Raw genomic sequence first — 16,412 nt, 5'->3', positions numbered from 1 at the left:
CGTAGCGGATACCCGAAGGGCATGACTGAACAGGACAAGAACACCAAGTCCAAGCCCAACGCCAACAACACAACGGCCCGCGCCGCCTCCAGGACCACCGCCTCCAGGACCAACGGAAAGGCCTCGGACACGGCGGGCACCGCGAAGGCCGCGGCCAATGACGCCACCGCGAAGGCCTCGGACACGGCGGGCACGGCGAAGGCCGCGGCCGCCGACACCACCGCGAAGGCCACGGACGCGCTCGGTTCCGCGAAGGCCGCCGGAATCAAGGGAGTCGAGGTCAGCCGTCAGGCCCTGGACTCCGCGGCGGGCAAGGTCGCGTCGACCGCGTCCACCGCGTGGGTGCTGCTCAACGCCCGCAAGGCCGTCATCGCGGGCGCGAGCGCCGGCGCGGTGGCGATCGGCGCCGCCTCGTTCGTGGCGGGCCGCAAGGCCGAACAGCGCAGCCTGGGCCCGGTCACCCGCCTGCTGGCCGGCCGTATCTGACGTGCGCGCACGGCAGGCCGTCCAGGCTCGCCTTGTCGGGTCCGGAGCTGCCGCTTACCCGGCGGTGACCGCGGCCGCCGACACCAACGCCTCCATCACCCGCAGGTCCCCGCCCATCTCCGGGTGCCACTGGACGCCGAGCACCCACTGCTCGCCGGGCAGTTCGAGCGCCTCGGGCGTCCCGTCAGCGGCGTACGCCGACACCACCAGGCCGTCACCGAGCCGGTCGGCGGCCTGGTGGTGGTACGTCGGTACGCCGGTCTCCTCCGGTACGACCGAGGCGTAGCGCGTGCCGGGCACAGGCTTCACCGTGTGCTCGCCGAAGGCCCCCGGGCCGCCGGTGTGGCCGCCCAGGTGCTGCACAAGGGTGCCGCCCAGCGCGACGTTCAGCAGCTGCATGCCGCGGCAGATGCCCAGCAGCGGCGTACCGGACGCCAAAGCAGCCTCGATCAGGGCGAGTTCCCACGCGTCCCGCTCCCGCGCCGGCGGCCCGGTGCGGGGGTGCGGCTCGGCTCCGTACCGTACGGGCTCCACATCGGCGCCGCCCGCCACGACCAGGCCGTCGAGGCGGGCCACGACCTCCCCGGCGTACGACGGCGAGTCGGGCGGCACCATCGCGGCGAGGCCGCCCGCCGCCTGCACGAGGCGCGGATACCCGGCCGGGAGCAGGGCGGCGGGCATGTCCCACACGCCCCACTTGGCGGGCTCCAGGTAGGTGCTGATGCCGATGAGCGGCTTGGACACGGGTCCTCCGGTCGGTGTGGGCGCAGTGGTGCTCAGTGGTGATCGGTGGTGATCAGCCGCGTTCGAGTTCGGCCTCGGCCTCCGCCAGTGCGGCGAACTCCTCCTCGGGAGCCGCGGCGACGAGCCGGTGCCGACTGTAGAACGCGAAGTAGGCGAGAGCGACGACGTACACCCCCAGCGCGATGAACGCCGCGTCCTTGTCCACCAGGAACGTCGCCACCAGCGCGGACAGCGCCAGTGCGAACGCCACGGACGAGGTGAGGATGCCGCCCGGCGTGCGGTAGGGGCGGTGGAGTGCGGGCTCACGGCGGCGCAGCACGATGTGGGAGAGCGCCATCAGGGCGTACGAGATGGTGGCGCCGAAGACCGCGATGTTCAGCATCCGGGCGCCGTCGCCCGTCCCCGCCGCCAGTGCGAAGCCGATCGCGCCGGGGATGAGCAGCCCGAGGTACGGGGCCTTGCGGCGGCTGGTCAGCGACAGGAAGCGGGGCAGGTAGCCGGCCCGGGAGAGCGCGAAGAGCTGCCGCGATCCGGCGTAGATGAGCGAGAAGAACGAGGCGACGAGGCCCGCCAGTCCCGCGTAGTTGACGAAGCGGCTGAGCGGTGTGGGATCGCCGTCGCCCTGGAGCGCCACGACCAGCGGATTGCCCGCGTCCTGGACCGCGGCCGAGCCGCGAGCGCCGGTGGCCGCGAAGAAGGTGATCAGGGCGAGCAGCGCGAGGACGGCCATGGAGATGGCCAGGGCACGCGGCATGGAACGCACGGGGTCCTTGGCCTCCTCGGCGGCCAGCGGAACACCTTCCACACCGAGGAAGAACCACATGCCGAAGGGGAAGGCGGCCCAGATGCCGAGCAGTCCGAACGGCAGCCAGGAGTTGGCGCCGAGCGCTTCCTTGTCGACCGGGATGTCGTTGAGGTTGTCCGCGCTGAACTCGGTGAACGCGCCGACCGCGAAGATCAGCAGCGCGGCCACGGCGATGGCGGTCACGACGAGGCTGAAGCGCAGCGCCTCGCCGACGCCCCACAGGTGGATGCCGATGAAGATGACGAAGCAGGCCAGGTAGACCGGCCATCCGGCGGTGAGCCCGAAGAGGTTCAGCGACTCGACGTACTGGCCGATGAAGATGGAGATGGCCGCGGGCGCCAGGATGTACTCGATCAGGATCGCGGTGCCGGTCAGGAAGCCGCCCCAGGTGCCCAGCGCGCGCCGGGCGAAGCCGTAGCCGCCGCCGGCCGTGGGCAGGATGGCGGAGAGCTCGGCGAGTGAGAAGACCAGGCAGGCGTACATGACGCCCATCAGGAGGGTGGCGATCGCGAGCCCGCCGAAGCCGCCTTCGGCGAGCCCGATGTTCCAGCCGGAGAAGTCGCCGGAGACGACGTACGCGACGCCGAGTCCGGTGAGCAGCAGCCAGCCGGCGCTGCCGCGGCGCAGGGTGCGGCGTTGCAGATAGCCGGCACCGGCACCGGCATCGGCATCGGGGGAGGCGGGTGGTGCTGTGGGTGGTGGGGTGCGCGAGTCGGTGCTGTCGGCCATGAGCCGCTCCTGCCTCGGGTCAATGCTCGGTTCAATGGTGGGTGGCCATACCTTTGTGGTTCGGCCGGTCCCAGCGCAAGACCTGTGCGTTAAGCCGCTGTTACGGATCCGCATCGCCCGGCGTTACACGTCATGTGTCAGGTGAGGAATCCCCGCAGCAGCGCGGCCGTGCCCGAGCAGTGCTCGCGCATCACCTCCCGCGCCCCGTCCGCGTCGCCGTCGAGCACCGCCTCGACCAGCGCGGTGTGCTGCTGCTGGGAGTGCTCCAGGTTGCGTACGAGCAGCGGGATGCAGTCGAGCAGCCCGTTCACCGTGGCGCGTACGGCGGCGTACTGCGCGGTCAGCGTCGGCGATCCGGACAGCTCGGCGAGCGTGAGATGCAGCAGGGTGTCCAGCCGGCGGTAGTCGGCCAGCGGCGCGTCGTGCGTCGCCGCGAGCGCCGCCCGCAGCCGCCGCGCGCCGTCGTCGTCGAGCCCGTACGCCGCACACAGCCCGGCCGCACCGACCTCCAGCACCTCACGGAAGCGCAGCGTGTCCTCCACGTCGACGGCCTCCACGCGCCGGCGCAGCTCGCCCTCCCCCGAGGCGTCCGGGTGCGGCAGCACGAACGTTCCGCCGTACCTGCCGCGCCTGCTCTCGACGAGGCCCTGGTCCTGGAGGACCTTCAGGACCTCGCGCAGTGTGACCCTGCTGATCCGCAGGCGGTCGGCCAGCTCACGCTCGGCGGGCAGCCTCTCCCCGACGGGCACCAGGCCCAGGCGCAGGACCTGGAGGATCTGCTCCAGCGCCTCCTCGAACCCGTTCCCCGCCCGGACGGGCCGCAGGACGGGTGTCAGAGGGTCCATCGAGCCGATTTCATTCGCCACGTTGCGGTTTCCCCTTCCCAAGCAATGGTCTTCAGCAATACCTTATGGCTTCCGGCTGACCGAAGGAGGAACTTTCCGTGGCAGACCGCACACCCCCGCTAGCTCTTGAGGAGCTCCGTGCCCTCGTGGCGAGCGGTGAGATCGACACAGTCGTCCTGGCCTTCCCCGACATGCAGGGGCGCCTCCAGGGCAAGCGGTTCGCCGCCCAGTTCTTTCTCGACGACGTACTGGACCACGGCACCGAAGGCTGCAACTACCTCCTGGCCGTCGACACCGAGATGAACACGGTCGACGGCTACGAGATGGCCTCCTGGGACCGCGGCTACGGCGACTTCGCCATGCACGCCGACCTCTCCACCCTGCGGCGCGTTCCCTGGAACGACGGCACGGCCATGCTCATCGCCGACCTGGCCTGGAACGACGGCTCACCGGTGGTGGCCGCTCCCCGCCAGATCCTGCGCCGCCAGCTGGAGCGCCTCGCCGAGCTCGGCTACACCGCGCACGTCGGCACCGAACTCGAATTCATCGTCTTCAAGGACAGTTACGAGGAAGCCTGGGACCGCGGCTACAAGGACCTCGTACCCGCCAACCAGTACAACATCGACTACTCGGTCCTCGGCACCGGCCGCATCGAACCCCTCCTGCGCCGCATCCGCAACGACATGACCGCCGCGGGCCTGACCGTCGAGTCGGCCAAGGGTGAGTGCAATCCCGGCCAGCACGAGATCGTCTTCAAGTACGACGAAGCCCTCGTCACCTGCGACCAGCACGCCATCTACAAGACGGGTGCCAAGGAGATCGCCTCGCAGGAGGGCGTCTCGCTCACCTTCATGGCGAAGTACAACGAGCGCGAGGGCAACTCCTGCCACATCCACCTCTCCTTGCAGGATGCGGACGGCCGCAACGTCATGGCGGGTGACGACGCCGCCGACGGAATGTCCCCCGTCATGCGGCACTTCCTCGCAGGACAGCTGGCCGCCCTCCGCGATTTCGCGCTCCTCTACGCGCCGAACATCAACTCCTACAAGCGCTTCCAGCCCGGATCCTTCGCCCCGACCGCCGTCGCCTGGGGCCACGACAACCGCACCTGCTCGCTCCGCGTCGTCGGCCACGGCCGCTCGATGCGCTTCGAGAACCGGCTGCCCGGCGGCGACGTCAACCCGCACCTCGCCGTCGCGGGCCTGGTCGCGGCCGGCCTCTACGGCATCGAGCAAAAACTCGAACTCCCCGAGGTCTGTACGGGCAATGCCTACACCGGCGGCTACGAGCACGTCCCCACCTCGCTGCGCGAGGCCGCCGAACTCTGGGAGAACAGCCCCATCGCCAAGGCCGCCTTCGGCGACGAAGTCGTCGCGCACTACCGCAACATGGCGCGGGTCGAACTCGAAGCGTTCGACTCCGCGGTGACCGACTGGGAGCTCCGCCGCTCCTTCGAACGACTGTGAGGCCCGCAGTGTCCTTCGAGCACCACGTCCTCAACCCGGCCACCGAAGAGGTCATCGCCACCGTCGCGGCGTCGACCGCCGCCGACGTCGACGCGGCTGTCGTACGTGCCACCGGGGCGCAGCGCGCCTGGGCGGCCGCCGCCCCCGCCGACCGCGCCCGCCTGCTGCGCCGCTTCGCGGCCAAGGTCGACGAGCATATCGAGGAACTGGCCCAGCTGGAGGTCCGCGAGGCCGGCCACACTGTCGGCAACGCCCGCTGGGAAGCGGGCAACGTACGCGATCTGCTCGACTTCGCCGCCGGGGGAGTGGAACGCCTCAGCGGGCGGCAGATCCCGGTCGCCGGCGGCCTGGACATCACCCTCCTCGAACCGCTCGGCGTCATCGGGGTCATCGCACCGTGGAACTTCCCCATGCCGATCGCCGCCTGGGGAACAGCCCCCGCGCTCGCCGCCGGTAACGCCGTCATCCTCAAGCCTGCCGAGACCACCCCACTGACCGCCCTGCGTCTCGCCGAACTCGCCCTCGAAGCCGGGCTCCCCGACAACCTCTTCCAGGTCCTGCCGGGAGCCGGCGACGTGGCGGGCAGCGCCCTGGTCGAGCATCCCGGCGTAGCGAAGATCGTCTTCACCGGCTCGACCCGCGTCGGCAAGCAGATCATGGCCAAGTGCGCCGACCGCGTGAAGCGCGTGACCCTCGAACTCGGCGGCAAGAGCCCCAACATCGTCTTCGCCGACGCCGACATCGAGGCCGCCGTCGCCGCCACCCCCATGTCCTTCCTGGACAACTCCGGGCAGGACTGCTGCGCCCGTACGCGCATCCTCGTCCAGCGTTCGGCGTACGACCGCTTCCTGGAGCTCCTCGCCCCCGCGATCGAGGGCGTGGTGGTCGGCGACCCGTCGGACGACAAGACACAGATGGGCCCGCTGATCTCCAAGTCCCAGCTGGAGCGGGTACGTTCGTACGTCCCTGAGGGCGTGGAGGCGATTCGCGGCAGCGCCCCCGAGGGGCCGGGCTTCTGGTTCGCGCCGACCGTCCTCACAGGCGTCGGCCCGGACGCGGCCGCCGCGACGGAGGAGGTCTTCGGCCCCGTCGCCGTGGTCCTCCCCTTCGACGACGAGGAGGACGCGGTCCGCCTCGCCAACGCCACCGAGTACGGCCTGTCCGGCTCCATCTGGACACGGGACGTGGGCCGCGCGCTGCGCGTGTCCCAGGCCGTCAGGGCGGGCAACCTGTCCGTCAACTCCCACAGCAGCGTGCGCTACTCGACCCCGTTCGGGGGCTACAAGCAGTCGGGGCTCGGCCGCGAACTGGGCCCCGACGCGCTCACCGCTTTCACCGAAACCAAGAACATCTTCATCAGCACGGAGGCCTGAGACCATGACTGCGACCGACTCGACCGACTCGACCGACTCGACCGAATCGACCGACTCCATCGTGTGCCGCCGCCTGGTCGGACGTACGGCCGTCATCACGGGCGCCGGCAGTGGCATCGGTCTCGCGACCGCGCGCCGCCTGGCCTCCGAGGGCGCGCATGTCGTCTGCGGCGACATCGACGAGATCGCGGGCAAGGCCGCCGCCGACGAGGTGGGCGGGACGTTCGTACGGGTCGACGTCACCGACGCCGAGCAGGTCGACGCGCTGTTCAAGACGGCGTACGACACCTATGGCTCGGTGGACATCGCCTTCAACAACGCGGGCATCTCACCGCCCGACGACGACTCGATCCTCACCACGGGCCTGGAGGCGTGGAAGCGCGTCCAGGACGTCAACCTCACCTCCGTCTACCTGTGCTGCAAGGCCGCCATCCCCTACATGCAGCGCCAGGGCCGCGGCTCCATCATCAACACCGCGTCGTTCGTCGCGATCATGGGCGCGGCCACCTCCCAGATCTCGTACACGGCGTCCAAGGGCGGCGTCCTCGCCATGTCGCGCGAACTGGGCGTGCAGTTCGCCCGCGAGGGCATCCGCGTGAACGCGCTCTGTCCGGGTCCGGTCAACACGCCCCTCCTCCAGGAGCTGTTCGCCAAAGACCCGGAGCGGGCGGCGCGCCGGCTCGTGCACATCCCGGTCGGCCGTTTCGCGGAGGCGGACGAGATCGCGGCGGCGGTGGCGTTCCTGGCCAGCGACGACTCGTCGTTCATCAACGCGACGGACTTCCTGGTGGACGGGGGCATCGCGGGGGCGTACGTGACCCCGCTCTAGCCCGGATTGCCGGAGGCCGGGCTGAAGACCTCGGCCCGGCCTCCGGCCTACAGGAACGTGCGGCCCTCGCCGCGGTACGTCGGTACGGTCGCCGTCACCGCATCGCCCTCGATCAGCTCAAGCGCGTCGAACCGCTCGCACATCTCGCCCGCCTTCGCGTGCCGGAACCACACCTTGTCGCCGATCAGCAGATCGTCGGCGGCGGAGCCGATCAGCGGTGTCTGCACCTCACCGGCCCCCTCCTGGGGGTCGTACCGCAGTCCCTCCGGGAGATACGGGACGGGCGACCGGTCCGGGCCCGCGGCCCCCGAAGCGGGATAGCCGCCGCCCAGCACCGTCACCACGCCCACACCCGGCCTGCGGACGACGGGCTGGGCGAAGAGGGCGGCGGGCCGTCCCGTGAACGACGTGTAGTTGTCGAAGAGCCGCGGTACGAACAGCCCGGAGCCCGCGGCGATCTCCGTCACGGACCGCTCGGCGGCGGTGTGCTGGACGCTCCCGGTGCCGCCGCCGTTGACGAACTCCAGGTCCGGCGCCACGGCTCGTACCGCCCGTACGACGGCCGCCCGCCGTACCGCCAGCTCCCTGCGCGCCGCGCCCTGCATCACCCTGATCGCCCGGGAACGCAGCGGCTGTCCCACGAGCGCGTCACCGACCCCGGCGACATGCCCCTCGTACGCCATGATGCCGACCAGCCGGAATCCCGGCCGGCGGGCCACCGAGCGGGCCAGCTCGGCGAGCTGGGCGGGTTCGCGCAGCGGCGAACGCAGCGCTCCGATCCGTACGCGGCCCCCGAGCAGCCGCAACGACGTGTCCAGCTCCAGGCAGACCCGGATCTCCTCCCGGCCGCCCTCCCTGGCCCGGTCGATCAGCTCCAGCTGTGCACGATCGTCGACCATCACGGTCACGGCGGCGGCAAGCTTCGGATCCGCGGCCAGCTCGGCGAACCCACCTCGGTCCGCCGACGGATAGGCGAGCAGCACATCCTCGAACCCCGACTGCGCGAGCCACAGCGACTCGGCAAGGGTGAACGACATGATGCCCGCGAAGCCGTCCCGTGCCAGTACGCGCTCCAGCAGCGCCCGGCAGCGCACGGACTTGCTCGCCACCCGGATCGGCTTGCCGGCGGCCCGGCGGACCAGGTCGGCGGCGTTGTCGTCGAACGCCTCCAAGTCGACGACGGCGACGGGAGCGTCGAGGTGGGCAGTGGCCCGGTCGTACCTGGCCCGGTCGGCAGCGCGCGGTGTCATGGCCAGAGCTTGCCAGAGCTGATTACCGCTGGGTAGGGGGATGATCCGGTCAGATGCCGCGACCCCGGGGACTGGTTCCCGCCTGGCCCGCGGCAGCCCGTAGAGTGACGCTCACGCGGTGAGGACGACTCGAACGGACCTGCCCCGAAAGGCGATCGGGCATCGCGGGGACAGGCCGGGCGAACCACGAACAGGGGGGCGGATGAGCACCGAGGCACACCGTGCCCCTCTCCCACCCCGCCCCACCACCCCACCACTCCCGCCCTCCTGGCACGCCCCGGACCGCCCCGCGCGGGCACCGCAGCCACCACCCCCAGAGGGCACGGGGGACGTGCCGGCCGTCGAGACCACTGCGCGGCTGAGGCCCGTGCCCGCTGCGCCGGGGGCGCTGCCGCCCGAGGCTCCGCCGCCGCCGGCAGGGCTGCCCGTAACGCCGCTGCCCGGCTCCACCCGGCGCAGGCCCGCCGGCGCCATCGACCCGGGCCCACAGCTCGGTGCGCCCCGGCCCGCGCAGTTCGCCGCGCCACGGCCGTGGGGGACCGGCGCGCCGGAGACGCCGGCCGAGACCACCACCCGGCTGCGTCCCGTCCGTCCCCGACGCCCCGCCCGCGTCGTGGCCGCCGCGGCCTGCCTCGTACTCGGGCTCGGCCTGATCGGCGGCGCCGTCACGGGCAGCTGGCTCACCGGCGGCGCGGACGCCGAGGCCGCCGCTCCCACCGGTTACGCCGAGGCACGCGGCCTCTGGCACAGCGCACCCGTCGATACCCTCTTCCCGCCGAAGATCAAGGGCGACGGCGCGGGCCCCGGCGGCGCCGACCGCGTCTGGACGCGCGTCGCCGTCGCCCCCGACAGCGGCTGCGCGAAAGCCCTCGACCCGCTGCTGCTCAAGGCGCTCCAGCCGGTCGGCTGCCTGCGCCTCCTGCGCGCCACCTACACCGACGCCACCACCAGCAGCGTCACCACGGTCGGCATGATCTTCACCGAGGCGGACGCGCCGGCCATGAAGGCCCTGCGCGCCCGCTTCACCAACGAGGTCCTCACCGACCGCGCCGACCTGATGCCCCGCACCTACCCGGCCAAGGGCACCGTCGCAGCCGGCTTCGGCGACCGGCAGCGCGCGAGCTGGACGGTGAGCGTGCTCACCGACGTACCCGTCGTCGTGTACGCCGTCTCCGGCTTCGCCGACGGCCGCACCGTCGCCGACCCGCAGCCCGCCAGCCGCGCCACCACCGCGGGTGCGACGAACGCCCCCGCCGAGGCGGGCCTCGGCCACGAGGCCGAGGGCATCGCCGAGCGGGTCGAACGCGGCCTGCGCACAGCCGCACGCCCGGCCACGGAGCCTCCCCGATGAACCACGTAACCGGCGCCGAACCCAGCCACGCCCCCCGCCGCACCTGCACCCGCGCCGTCGCCGCCACCCTCGCGGCCACCGCCCTCGCCCTGGTCCCCGCACCCCCCGCCGCCCACGCCGACAGCATCCGCGCCCAGCAGTGGGCGCTCGACGCGCTGCACACCGAAGAGGCCTGGCGTACGACCAAGGGCAAGGGCATCACCGTCGCCGTCCTCGACACCGGCGTCGACGGCAGCCACCCCGACCTGGAAGGCCGGGTGCTGGCGGGCAAGGACCTCATAGGTTTCGGCGCGGGTAAGGGCGACCGCGCCTGGGCCCGCCACGGCACCGCCATGGCCGGGATCATCGCCGGTCACGGAAGCGGCCCCGGCCGCGCCGACGGCGTCGTCGGCATCGCGCCCGAGGCGAAGATCCTCCCGGTCCGGGTGATCCTCGAAGGCGGCGACCCCGCCCGCAAGAGAGCCCGCAGCACCCGCGGCAACGCCCTCGCCCAGGGCATCCGCTGGGCCGCCGACCACGGCGCCGACGTCATCAACCTCTCCCTCGGCGACGACAGCAAGTCCGCCCACCCCGAGCCCGCCGAGGACGCCGCCGTCCAGTACGCCCTCGCCAAGGGCGCCGTCGTCGTCGCCTCCGCCGGCAACAGCGGCGAGGACGGCGACCACATCTCGTACCCCGCCGCCTACCCCGGCGTCATCGCGGTGGCCGCCGTCGACAGCGCCGGCACCCACGCCTCCTTCTCCACCAGCCGCTGGTACGCGACGGTCAGCGCCCCCGGCGTCGATGTGATCATCGCCGACCCCGACCGCCGCTACTACGAGGGCTGGGGCACCAGCGCCGCCTCCGCCTTCGTCTCCGGCGCCGCCGCGCTCGTACGCTCGGCCTACCCGGACCTGACCCCCGCCCAGGTCAAGAAGCTCCTCGCGGACACCGCACGCAACGCCCCCGCGGGCGGCCGCGACGACGCCCGCGGCTACGGCTTCGTCGATCCGGCCGCCGCCATCGAGGCGGCCGGCAAGCTCCGCCCCGCGCACCTGCGCCCGGCCCCGGCCCCGTACGGCAAGAAGTACTTCGGCGCGGGCCCCGGCCCCCTGCGCGAGAGCGGCGAACCGGCCGGCTGGCTCGCCCCCGTCGCCGGCGGCCTCGGCGTCCTCCTGCTGGCCGGCGCCGTGGCCCTGTGGCGAAGCGCCCGGGTCGGCGCGCCCGGCCGACAGCCCTGAGACCCGCCCGTTCGGCTGTGCCGCAGATCAACCCCGATGAGAAAACCCTCACCGCCCGGCGGCTAGGCTCGACGCGTGGCGCTCAAGAACATCCCTGACCCCGGTTTCTCCGACGACGACGGCACCGCCGACCCCCGGCTGGCGGCGGCCCTCGCCGCCTGGTCCGCCGACAGATCGGCCGAACCGCAGGTCCTGGAGGCGCTCAAGGCCGCCCGGCTGCTGGTCCCCGTCGTCGCCGTACTCGGAGAAGTCGAAACCGACGAGACCACCGGGCTGCGCCGAGAGAAGAGCAGCGACATGGCCGTGCCGACCCTCCAGGCCGGCGACCGCCGCGCCCTCCCCGCCTTCACCTCCACCGAGGCCCTGGCCCGCTGGAACCCCGAGGCGCGCCCCGTCGCCGTACCGCTGCACCAGGCGCTCCAGGCCGTCGCCCACGAGCGGGCCGACACGCTGGTCCTCGACCTGGCCGGCCCTGTGCCGTACCAGCTCACCGGGTCCGCGCTGCTCGCCGCCGCCGAGGGCCGCACCAGCGCGGTACCGCTCAGCGACCCGGCCGTCACCGACGCGGTACGGGCCGCTGTCGCCGCGGAGCCCGCCGTGCTGCGCGCCCACCTCGGCCCGGGCAGCGCCGACGGCACCCTCGCACTCGTCCTCGCCCCCGGCGCCGAACCGGCCGAGGCGGCCCGCCGCGTCGCGGAGGCACTGGCCGCCGACGAAACGCTGAGGGCCCGCCTGGTGCGCGGCCTCGACCTGGCATTGCTGCCGGCCGGGGTCACGCCTCCGGGCGAGCCCTTGTTCGTACGGGGATAATTCCTCGCTCAGCCGTAAACCGGGCCCGTGTACTTCTCGCCCGGGCCCTGGCCCACCTCGTCCGGCACGGCCGACGCCTCGCGGAACGCCAGCTGCAGGGACTTCAGCCCGTCCCGCAGCGGCGCCGCGTGGAAGGAACTGATCTCGGTCGCGCTGGCGTCCAGCAGGCCGGCCAGCGCGTGCACCAGCTTGCGGGCCTCGTCGAGGTCCTTGTGCTTGTCGCCGTCCTCGGTCAGGCCGAGCTTCACCGCGGCGGCGCTCATCAGGTTGACCGCCACCGTCACGATCACCTCGACGGCCGGTACTTCCGCGATGTCGCGCGTCATGGCGTCGAAGTCGGGGGCTTCGTCGGGGGATTCACTGGGGGAGGTCGCGTCACTCATGACCCACACGATATGCCCCGGACAGTAAGGCTCTGGCCCCAGTCCGGCCGGGGTCGCCCCTCCCCCCAAGAGCTGCTAACCTTGTGTAACGACCGGCCGGACACCTGTGTGCCCGGCCCACAAGTGGAGGCTCCGATCTCCCACCTGGCTGTCCTCACGGACGGCGGGTCACCGGTCAGGCGGTCCCCATCGTTCCGTACGGACGATGGAGCGCCGCTCGATATTGCGCCCCGCGGTTGATGCGCGGTGGTGCTCCGGTACATCCAGGAGCCCCGCCTGTGTTCCCGTCCGGGGCATTTTTCATGGCTCCCTGAGGTTGGTCTCACGAAACAGACGTTACGCGGCTGTCTGCCAGACAGTCGTGTGGTGCTACTGAGGAGGATCCATCAGCGCTGAGCCCCGCATTAACGACCGGATTCGCGTTCCCGAGGTGCGACTCGTCGGACCCAGCGGCGAGCAGGTCGGCATTGTGCCTCTTGCGAAGGCCCTGGAGCTTGCGCAGGAGTACGACCTCGACCTGGTCGAGGTCGCGGCGACCGCCCGTCCGCCCGTGTGCAAGCTCATGGACTACGGGAAGTTCAAGTACGAGTCGGCCATGAAGGCCCGTGAGGCGCGCAAGAACCAGGCGCACACGGTCATCAAGGAAATGAAGCTCCGGCCGAAGATTGACCCGCACGACTATGACACCAAGAAGGGTCATGTCGTCAGGTTCCTCAAGCAGGGCGACAAGGTCAAGATCACGATCATGTTCCGTGGTCGTGAGCAGTCCCGCCCCGAGCTCGGCTTCCGACTGCTTCAGCGTCTGGCTTCGGACGTCGAGGACCTTGGCTTCATCGAGTCGAATCCCAAGCAGGACGGCCGGAACATGATCATGGTTCTCGGCCCGCACAAGAAGAAGACCGAGGCCATGGCCGAGGCGCGCGAGGCCCAGGCGGCCCGCAAGGCCGAACGCCAGGGCTACGCCACCGACGACGCCGAGCAGGCCGAGTCGACGGACGAGGTCGCCGAGGCCCCGGCCGAGGCACAGACCGAGACTCCTTCCGAGGCGTGATCCAGGGGCTGCCCTCCAGGCGGCCCCGGGTTCGGCCAGGAAGCCACAGCCCCCATATACCACCGACTGACGCTCCCTGCTTTCCGGTACGCACCGGGGGAGCGGCACTGACGAGGAGAGAACGGCGCTATGCCGAAGAACAAGACGCACAGCGGTGCCAGCAAGCGCTTCAAGGTCACCGGTTCCGGGAAGATCATGCGCGAGAAGGCCGGCAAGCGCCACCTCCTGGAGCACAAGTCCTCCAAGAAGACCCGCTCGCTGACCGGCGCTGTCGTGGTGTCCCCGGCGGACGCCCCGAAGATCAAGAAGCTTCTCGGCAAGTGATGTCGCGGCTCCGGGCGACCGGGGCACGACGTCGAGACCGAGACCAATACGTTTCCGGGCCGTGTGAGTTCACCCGCGGCCCCGCTACAAGGAGTTAACAAGTGGCACGCGTCAAGCGGGCAGTCAACGCCCACAAGAAGCGCCGGGCAATTCTCGAGGCGGCCAAGGGCTACCGCGGTCAGCGTTCGCGCCTGTACCGCAAGGCCAAGGAGCAGGTCACCCACTCCCTGGTCTACAACTACAACGACCGCAAGAAGCGCAAGGGCGACTTCCGTCGGCTGTGGATCCAGCGCATCAACGCCGCTGCCCGCGAGAACGGGATGACGTACAACCGCCTCATCCAGGGTCTGAACGCCGCCAACATCGAGGTGGACCGCAAGATCCTGGCCGAGCTCGCGGTCAACGACCCGAACGCGTTCGCCTCTCTCGTCGAGGTCGCCCAGAAGGCGCTCCCGAGCGACGTCAACGCCCCGAAGACCGCCGCCTGATCCAGGCGAGCGACACCGTCTTCAGACCGGACCCGCAGGCGTTCGCCGCCTGCGGGTCCGGTGCGTTGTACCGCACGTGCACGACCCCTTTTGTACGTAGAGATACGCAGAGAAGTGAGCCGCCGACCATGGGCACCCCCGAGCTGATCTCCCCGCGATCCCCGCGCGTCACCGCCGCCAAGCGGCTGGCCAAGCGGAGCTTCCGCGGCAAGGAGCGCCGGTTCATCGCCGAGGGACCGCAGGCCGTGCGCGAGGCCGTCGAGCACCGCGGCGACAGCGGCGAGCCGACCCTGATCGAGCTGTTCACCACCGTCGAGGCCGCCGAGCGGTACGCCGGCATCGTCGACGCCGCCCGCGCCACCGGCGTCCGCGTGCACCTGGCGCCCGACGAGGTGCTGGCCGAGGTCTCGCAGACCGTCACCCCGCAGGGCATCGTCGGCGTCTGCCACTTCCTGGACTCGCCCTTCGAGGAGATCCTGGCCGCGAAGCCCCGGCTCGTAGCCGTCCTCGCGCACGTCCGCGACCCCGGGAACGCCGGTACGGTGCTGCGCTGCGCGGACGCCGCCGGCGCCGACGCGGTCGTCCTCACCGACGCGTCCGTCGACCTCTACAACCCCAAGTCCGTACGGGCCTCCGTCGGCTCGCTCTTCCACCTGCCGGTCGCCGTCGGCGTTCCCGTCGAGCAGGCCGTCAGCGGGCTGAAGAGCGCGGGCGTACGCATCCTGGCGGCCGACGGCGCGGGCGACGACGACCTCGACGACGAACTCGACGCGGGCACCATGGGCGGGCCCACGGCCTGGGTCTTCGGCAACGAGGCCTGGGGCCTGCCGGCGCAGACCCGCGCACTCGCGGACGCCGTGGTGCGCGTTCCGATCCACGGCAGGGCCGAAAGCCTCAACCTCGCCACGGCGGCCGCCGTGTGCCTCTACGCGTCCGCGCGTGCGCAGCGTGCTTCCGGAGGGTGCCGCAGCGTTACCTCCAGCTAGTAGTGTGGCGGGCTCGGGGGGCCCTCCCCCAAGCTCTCGGCTCCGCTCGAGCAGGGAGGTACCCCCTCCGCTCTTCGGAAGAGGTGGGATACGGGGATGGCTGTCGGCACGAATGGTCCGTCGAGCCCGTCGAAGGCGGGCGGTCACGCCTTACCGCGTCCGTACGCGCAGGACGGCAACGGCATCGATCCCGACGACCTCCCCGACGGCCTCGCCGTCGCCGACGAGAGCGGCCGCGTTGTCTGCTTCAACGCCGCGGCGGCGCGGATCACCGCCATCACCAAGGACGCCGCTCTCGGCAGACCCCTGGAGACCGCGCTGCCCCTCGAAGACCTCGAAGGCCGGCGCTGGTGGAGCCTGACCGACCCGTACGGCGGACTCGCCACCCGGAGCGGGCAGCCCGAACGCAATCTGCTGCTGCCCGGCGGCCGCGAGGTACTGGTCTCCGCACGGTACGTACGCCACGAGCCCACCGGGCCGGTGCGGCGGGTCGTCGTGTCCATCCGCGGCACCGAGGCCAGACGGCGCACCGAGCGCAGCCACGCCGAGCTGATCGCCACCGTCGCCCACGAGCTGCGCTCCCCGCTGACCTCGGTCAAGGGGTTCACGGCGACACTGCTCGCCAAATGGGAGCGGTTCACGGACGACCAGAAGAAGCTGATGCTGGAGACCGTCGACGCCGACGCCGGCCGGATCACCCGGCTGATCGCCGAGCTGCTCGACATCTCGCGCATCGACTCCGGGCGCCTTGAGGTGCGCAGGCAGCCGGTGGACATACCGACGGCCGTCGGGCGCCACATCCAGGCGCACATCTCCAACGGCCAGCCGCCGGACCGCTTCCTGGTCCGTATCCAGCAGCCGCTGCCCGATCTCTGGGCAGACCCGGACAAGATCGACCAGGTCCTCGGCAACCTGCTGGAAAATGCGGTGCGGCACGGGGAGGGAACGGTCACCATTGAGGTGAGCGCAGCCCCGATGAAGACCGCCGACGACTCTGCGAAGGGAACAGCCGTGACCGTGAGCGACGAAGGCGCCGGCATTCCCGAGGAGTCGATGGGCCGTGTCTTCACCCGGTTCTGGCGGGGCAGCAAGCGCGGCGGCACCGGTCTCGGTCTGTACATCGTCAAGGGCATCGTCGAGGCGCACGGCGGCTCGATCACCGTCGGGCGCGGACCCGGTGGCGGCGCCCAGTTCCGATTTATCCTGCCCGTCGGCGCTCCGGCCTATCTCGCCTGAGCGGCCCACGGGCTTCTTCACCTCTCGCGGCCTTTA

Annotated in this window: 17 protein-coding genes; 12 read left to right on the top strand and 5 right to left on the bottom strand. The window is 71.5% G+C overall.

All coding sequences use genetic code 11. From position 1 onward, the window contains the following. Window positions 1–21: 21 nt before the first annotated feature. Window positions 22–486 carry a hypothetical protein gene (locus J7E96_RS17085; RefSeq protein WP_215132448.1) on the top strand — a complete coding sequence of 155 codons (465 nt, stop codon included), beginning with the start codon at window positions 22–24 and terminating at the stop codon, window positions 484–486. Between the two features lie 54 nt (window positions 487–540). On the opposite strand, the gene J7E96_RS17080 is transcribed toward J7E96_RS17085, so the two are convergent. The 3 genes from J7E96_RS17080 to J7E96_RS17070 all read right to left on the bottom strand — a co-directional run bounded on the left by J7E96_RS17080 (window position 541) and on the right by J7E96_RS17070 (window position 3,609). Further along, window positions 541–1,230, bottom strand: a complete 690-nt coding sequence (locus J7E96_RS17080; protein WP_215132446.1) for a gamma-glutamyl-gamma-aminobutyrate hydrolase family protein — start codon at window positions 1,228–1,230, stop codon at window positions 541–543. A gap of 52 nt (window positions 1,231–1,282) precedes the next feature. Next, window positions 1,283–2,764, bottom strand: a complete 1,482-nt coding sequence (gene eat / locus J7E96_RS17075) for an ethanolamine permease (RefSeq protein WP_215132443.1) — start codon at window positions 2,762–2,764, stop codon at window positions 1,283–1,285. Window positions 2,765–2,901: 137 nt separating this feature from the next. After that, window positions 2,902–3,609 carry a FadR/GntR family transcriptional regulator gene (locus J7E96_RS17070; protein ID WP_215132663.1) on the bottom strand — a complete coding sequence of 236 codons (708 nt, stop codon included), beginning with the start codon at window positions 3,607–3,609 and terminating at the stop codon, window positions 2,902–2,904. Between the two features lie 98 nt (window positions 3,610–3,707). On the opposite strand from J7E96_RS17070, the gene J7E96_RS17065 reads away from it, so the two are divergent. The 3 genes from J7E96_RS17065 to J7E96_RS17055 are packed head-to-tail and all read left to right on the top strand — an operon-like array spanning window position 3,708 to window position 7,277. Next, window positions 3,708–5,075, top strand: a complete 1,368-nt coding sequence (locus tag J7E96_RS17065; RefSeq protein WP_215132441.1) for a glutamine synthetase family protein — start codon at window positions 3,708–3,710, stop codon at window positions 5,073–5,075. Next, window positions 5,042–6,448, top strand: coding sequence for an aldehyde dehydrogenase family protein (locus J7E96_RS17060; RefSeq protein ID WP_215132662.1), 1,407 nt, complete (start codon window positions 5,042–5,044; stop codon window positions 6,446–6,448). Before J7E96_RS17065 ends, J7E96_RS17060 begins: the two co-directional genes overlap by 34 nt. Window positions 6,449–6,452: 4 nt before the next feature. After that, the gene (locus tag J7E96_RS17055; RefSeq protein ID WP_215132439.1) at window positions 6,453–7,277 is read left to right on the top strand and encodes a 3-oxoacyl-ACP reductase; all 825 of its coding nucleotides are present in this window, start codon (window positions 6,453–6,455) and stop codon (window positions 7,275–7,277) included. A 47-nt stretch (window positions 7,278–7,324) separates the two neighbouring features. On the opposite strand, the gene J7E96_RS17050 is transcribed toward J7E96_RS17055, so the two are convergent. After that, window positions 7,325–8,527, bottom strand: a complete 1,203-nt coding sequence (locus tag J7E96_RS17050; protein ID WP_215132437.1) for an amino acid deaminase/aldolase — start codon at window positions 8,525–8,527, stop codon at window positions 7,325–7,327. Window positions 8,528–8,999: 472 nt separating this feature from the next. Here J7E96_RS17050 and J7E96_RS17045 point away from each other — a divergent pair, with 472 nt between their 5' ends. From J7E96_RS17045 to J7E96_RS17035, 3 genes are all read left to right on the top strand, one after another. Next, window positions 9,000–9,878, top strand: a complete 879-nt coding sequence (locus J7E96_RS17045; RefSeq protein WP_374196691.1) for a hypothetical protein — start codon at window positions 9,000–9,002, stop codon at window positions 9,876–9,878. Further along, complete coding sequence (gene mycP / locus J7E96_RS17040) at window positions 9,875–11,098, top strand: type VII secretion-associated serine protease mycosin (RefSeq protein WP_215132433.1); 1,224 nt, start codon at window positions 9,875–9,877, stop codon at window positions 11,096–11,098. Before J7E96_RS17045 ends, mycP begins: the two co-directional genes overlap by 4 nt. A gap of 75 nt (window positions 11,099–11,173) precedes the next feature. Next, window positions 11,174–11,908, top strand: coding sequence for an SseB family protein (locus J7E96_RS17035; RefSeq protein ID WP_215132431.1), 735 nt, complete (start codon window positions 11,174–11,176; stop codon window positions 11,906–11,908). 8 nt (window positions 11,909–11,916) lie between these two features. Here the strand turns inward: J7E96_RS17035 and J7E96_RS17030 are convergent, their stop codons facing one another. Further along, on the bottom strand, window positions 11,917–12,291 hold the full coding sequence (locus J7E96_RS17030) for a DUF1844 domain-containing protein (protein ID WP_214976569.1): 375 nt from the start codon (window positions 12,289–12,291) through the stop codon (window positions 11,917–11,919). A gap of 385 nt (window positions 12,292–12,676) precedes the next feature. Here J7E96_RS17030 and infC point away from each other — a divergent pair, with 385 nt between their 5' ends. The 5 genes from infC (at window position 12,677) to J7E96_RS17005 (ending at window position 16,376) form a co-directional block, all read left to right on the top strand. Then, window positions 12,677–13,342 (top strand): translation initiation factor IF-3, encoded by a 666-nt coding sequence (infC, locus tag J7E96_RS17025; RefSeq protein WP_308296014.1) that lies wholly within the window; start codon window positions 12,677–12,679, stop codon window positions 13,340–13,342. 129 nt (window positions 13,343–13,471) lie between these two features. Further along, window positions 13,472–13,666 (top strand): 50S ribosomal protein L35, encoded by a 195-nt coding sequence (rpmI, locus tag J7E96_RS17020; RefSeq protein ID WP_215132429.1) that lies wholly within the window; start codon window positions 13,472–13,474, stop codon window positions 13,664–13,666. A 101-nt stretch (window positions 13,667–13,767) separates the two neighbouring features. Next, window positions 13,768–14,154, top strand: coding sequence for a 50S ribosomal protein L20 (rplT, locus tag J7E96_RS17015; protein WP_138898714.1), 387 nt, complete (start codon window positions 13,768–13,770; stop codon window positions 14,152–14,154). 128 nt (window positions 14,155–14,282) lie between these two features. Beyond that, entirely contained in the window at window positions 14,283–15,140 is an 858-nt protein-coding gene (locus J7E96_RS17010; RefSeq protein ID WP_215132427.1) for an RNA methyltransferase, read from the top strand. A 96-nt stretch (window positions 15,141–15,236) separates the two neighbouring features. Further along, entirely contained in the window at window positions 15,237–16,376 is a 1,140-nt protein-coding gene (locus J7E96_RS17005; RefSeq protein WP_215132425.1) for an ATP-binding protein, read from the top strand. Window positions 16,377–16,412 lie beyond the last annotated feature (36 nt).

Origin of the sequence: Streptomyces sp. ISL-96, from assembly GCF_018614035.1 — a bacterium.
GTDB lineage: Bacteria > Actinomycetota > Actinomycetes > Streptomycetales > Streptomycetaceae > Streptomyces.
This window is presented reverse-complemented; position numbering and strand designations above follow the sequence as displayed.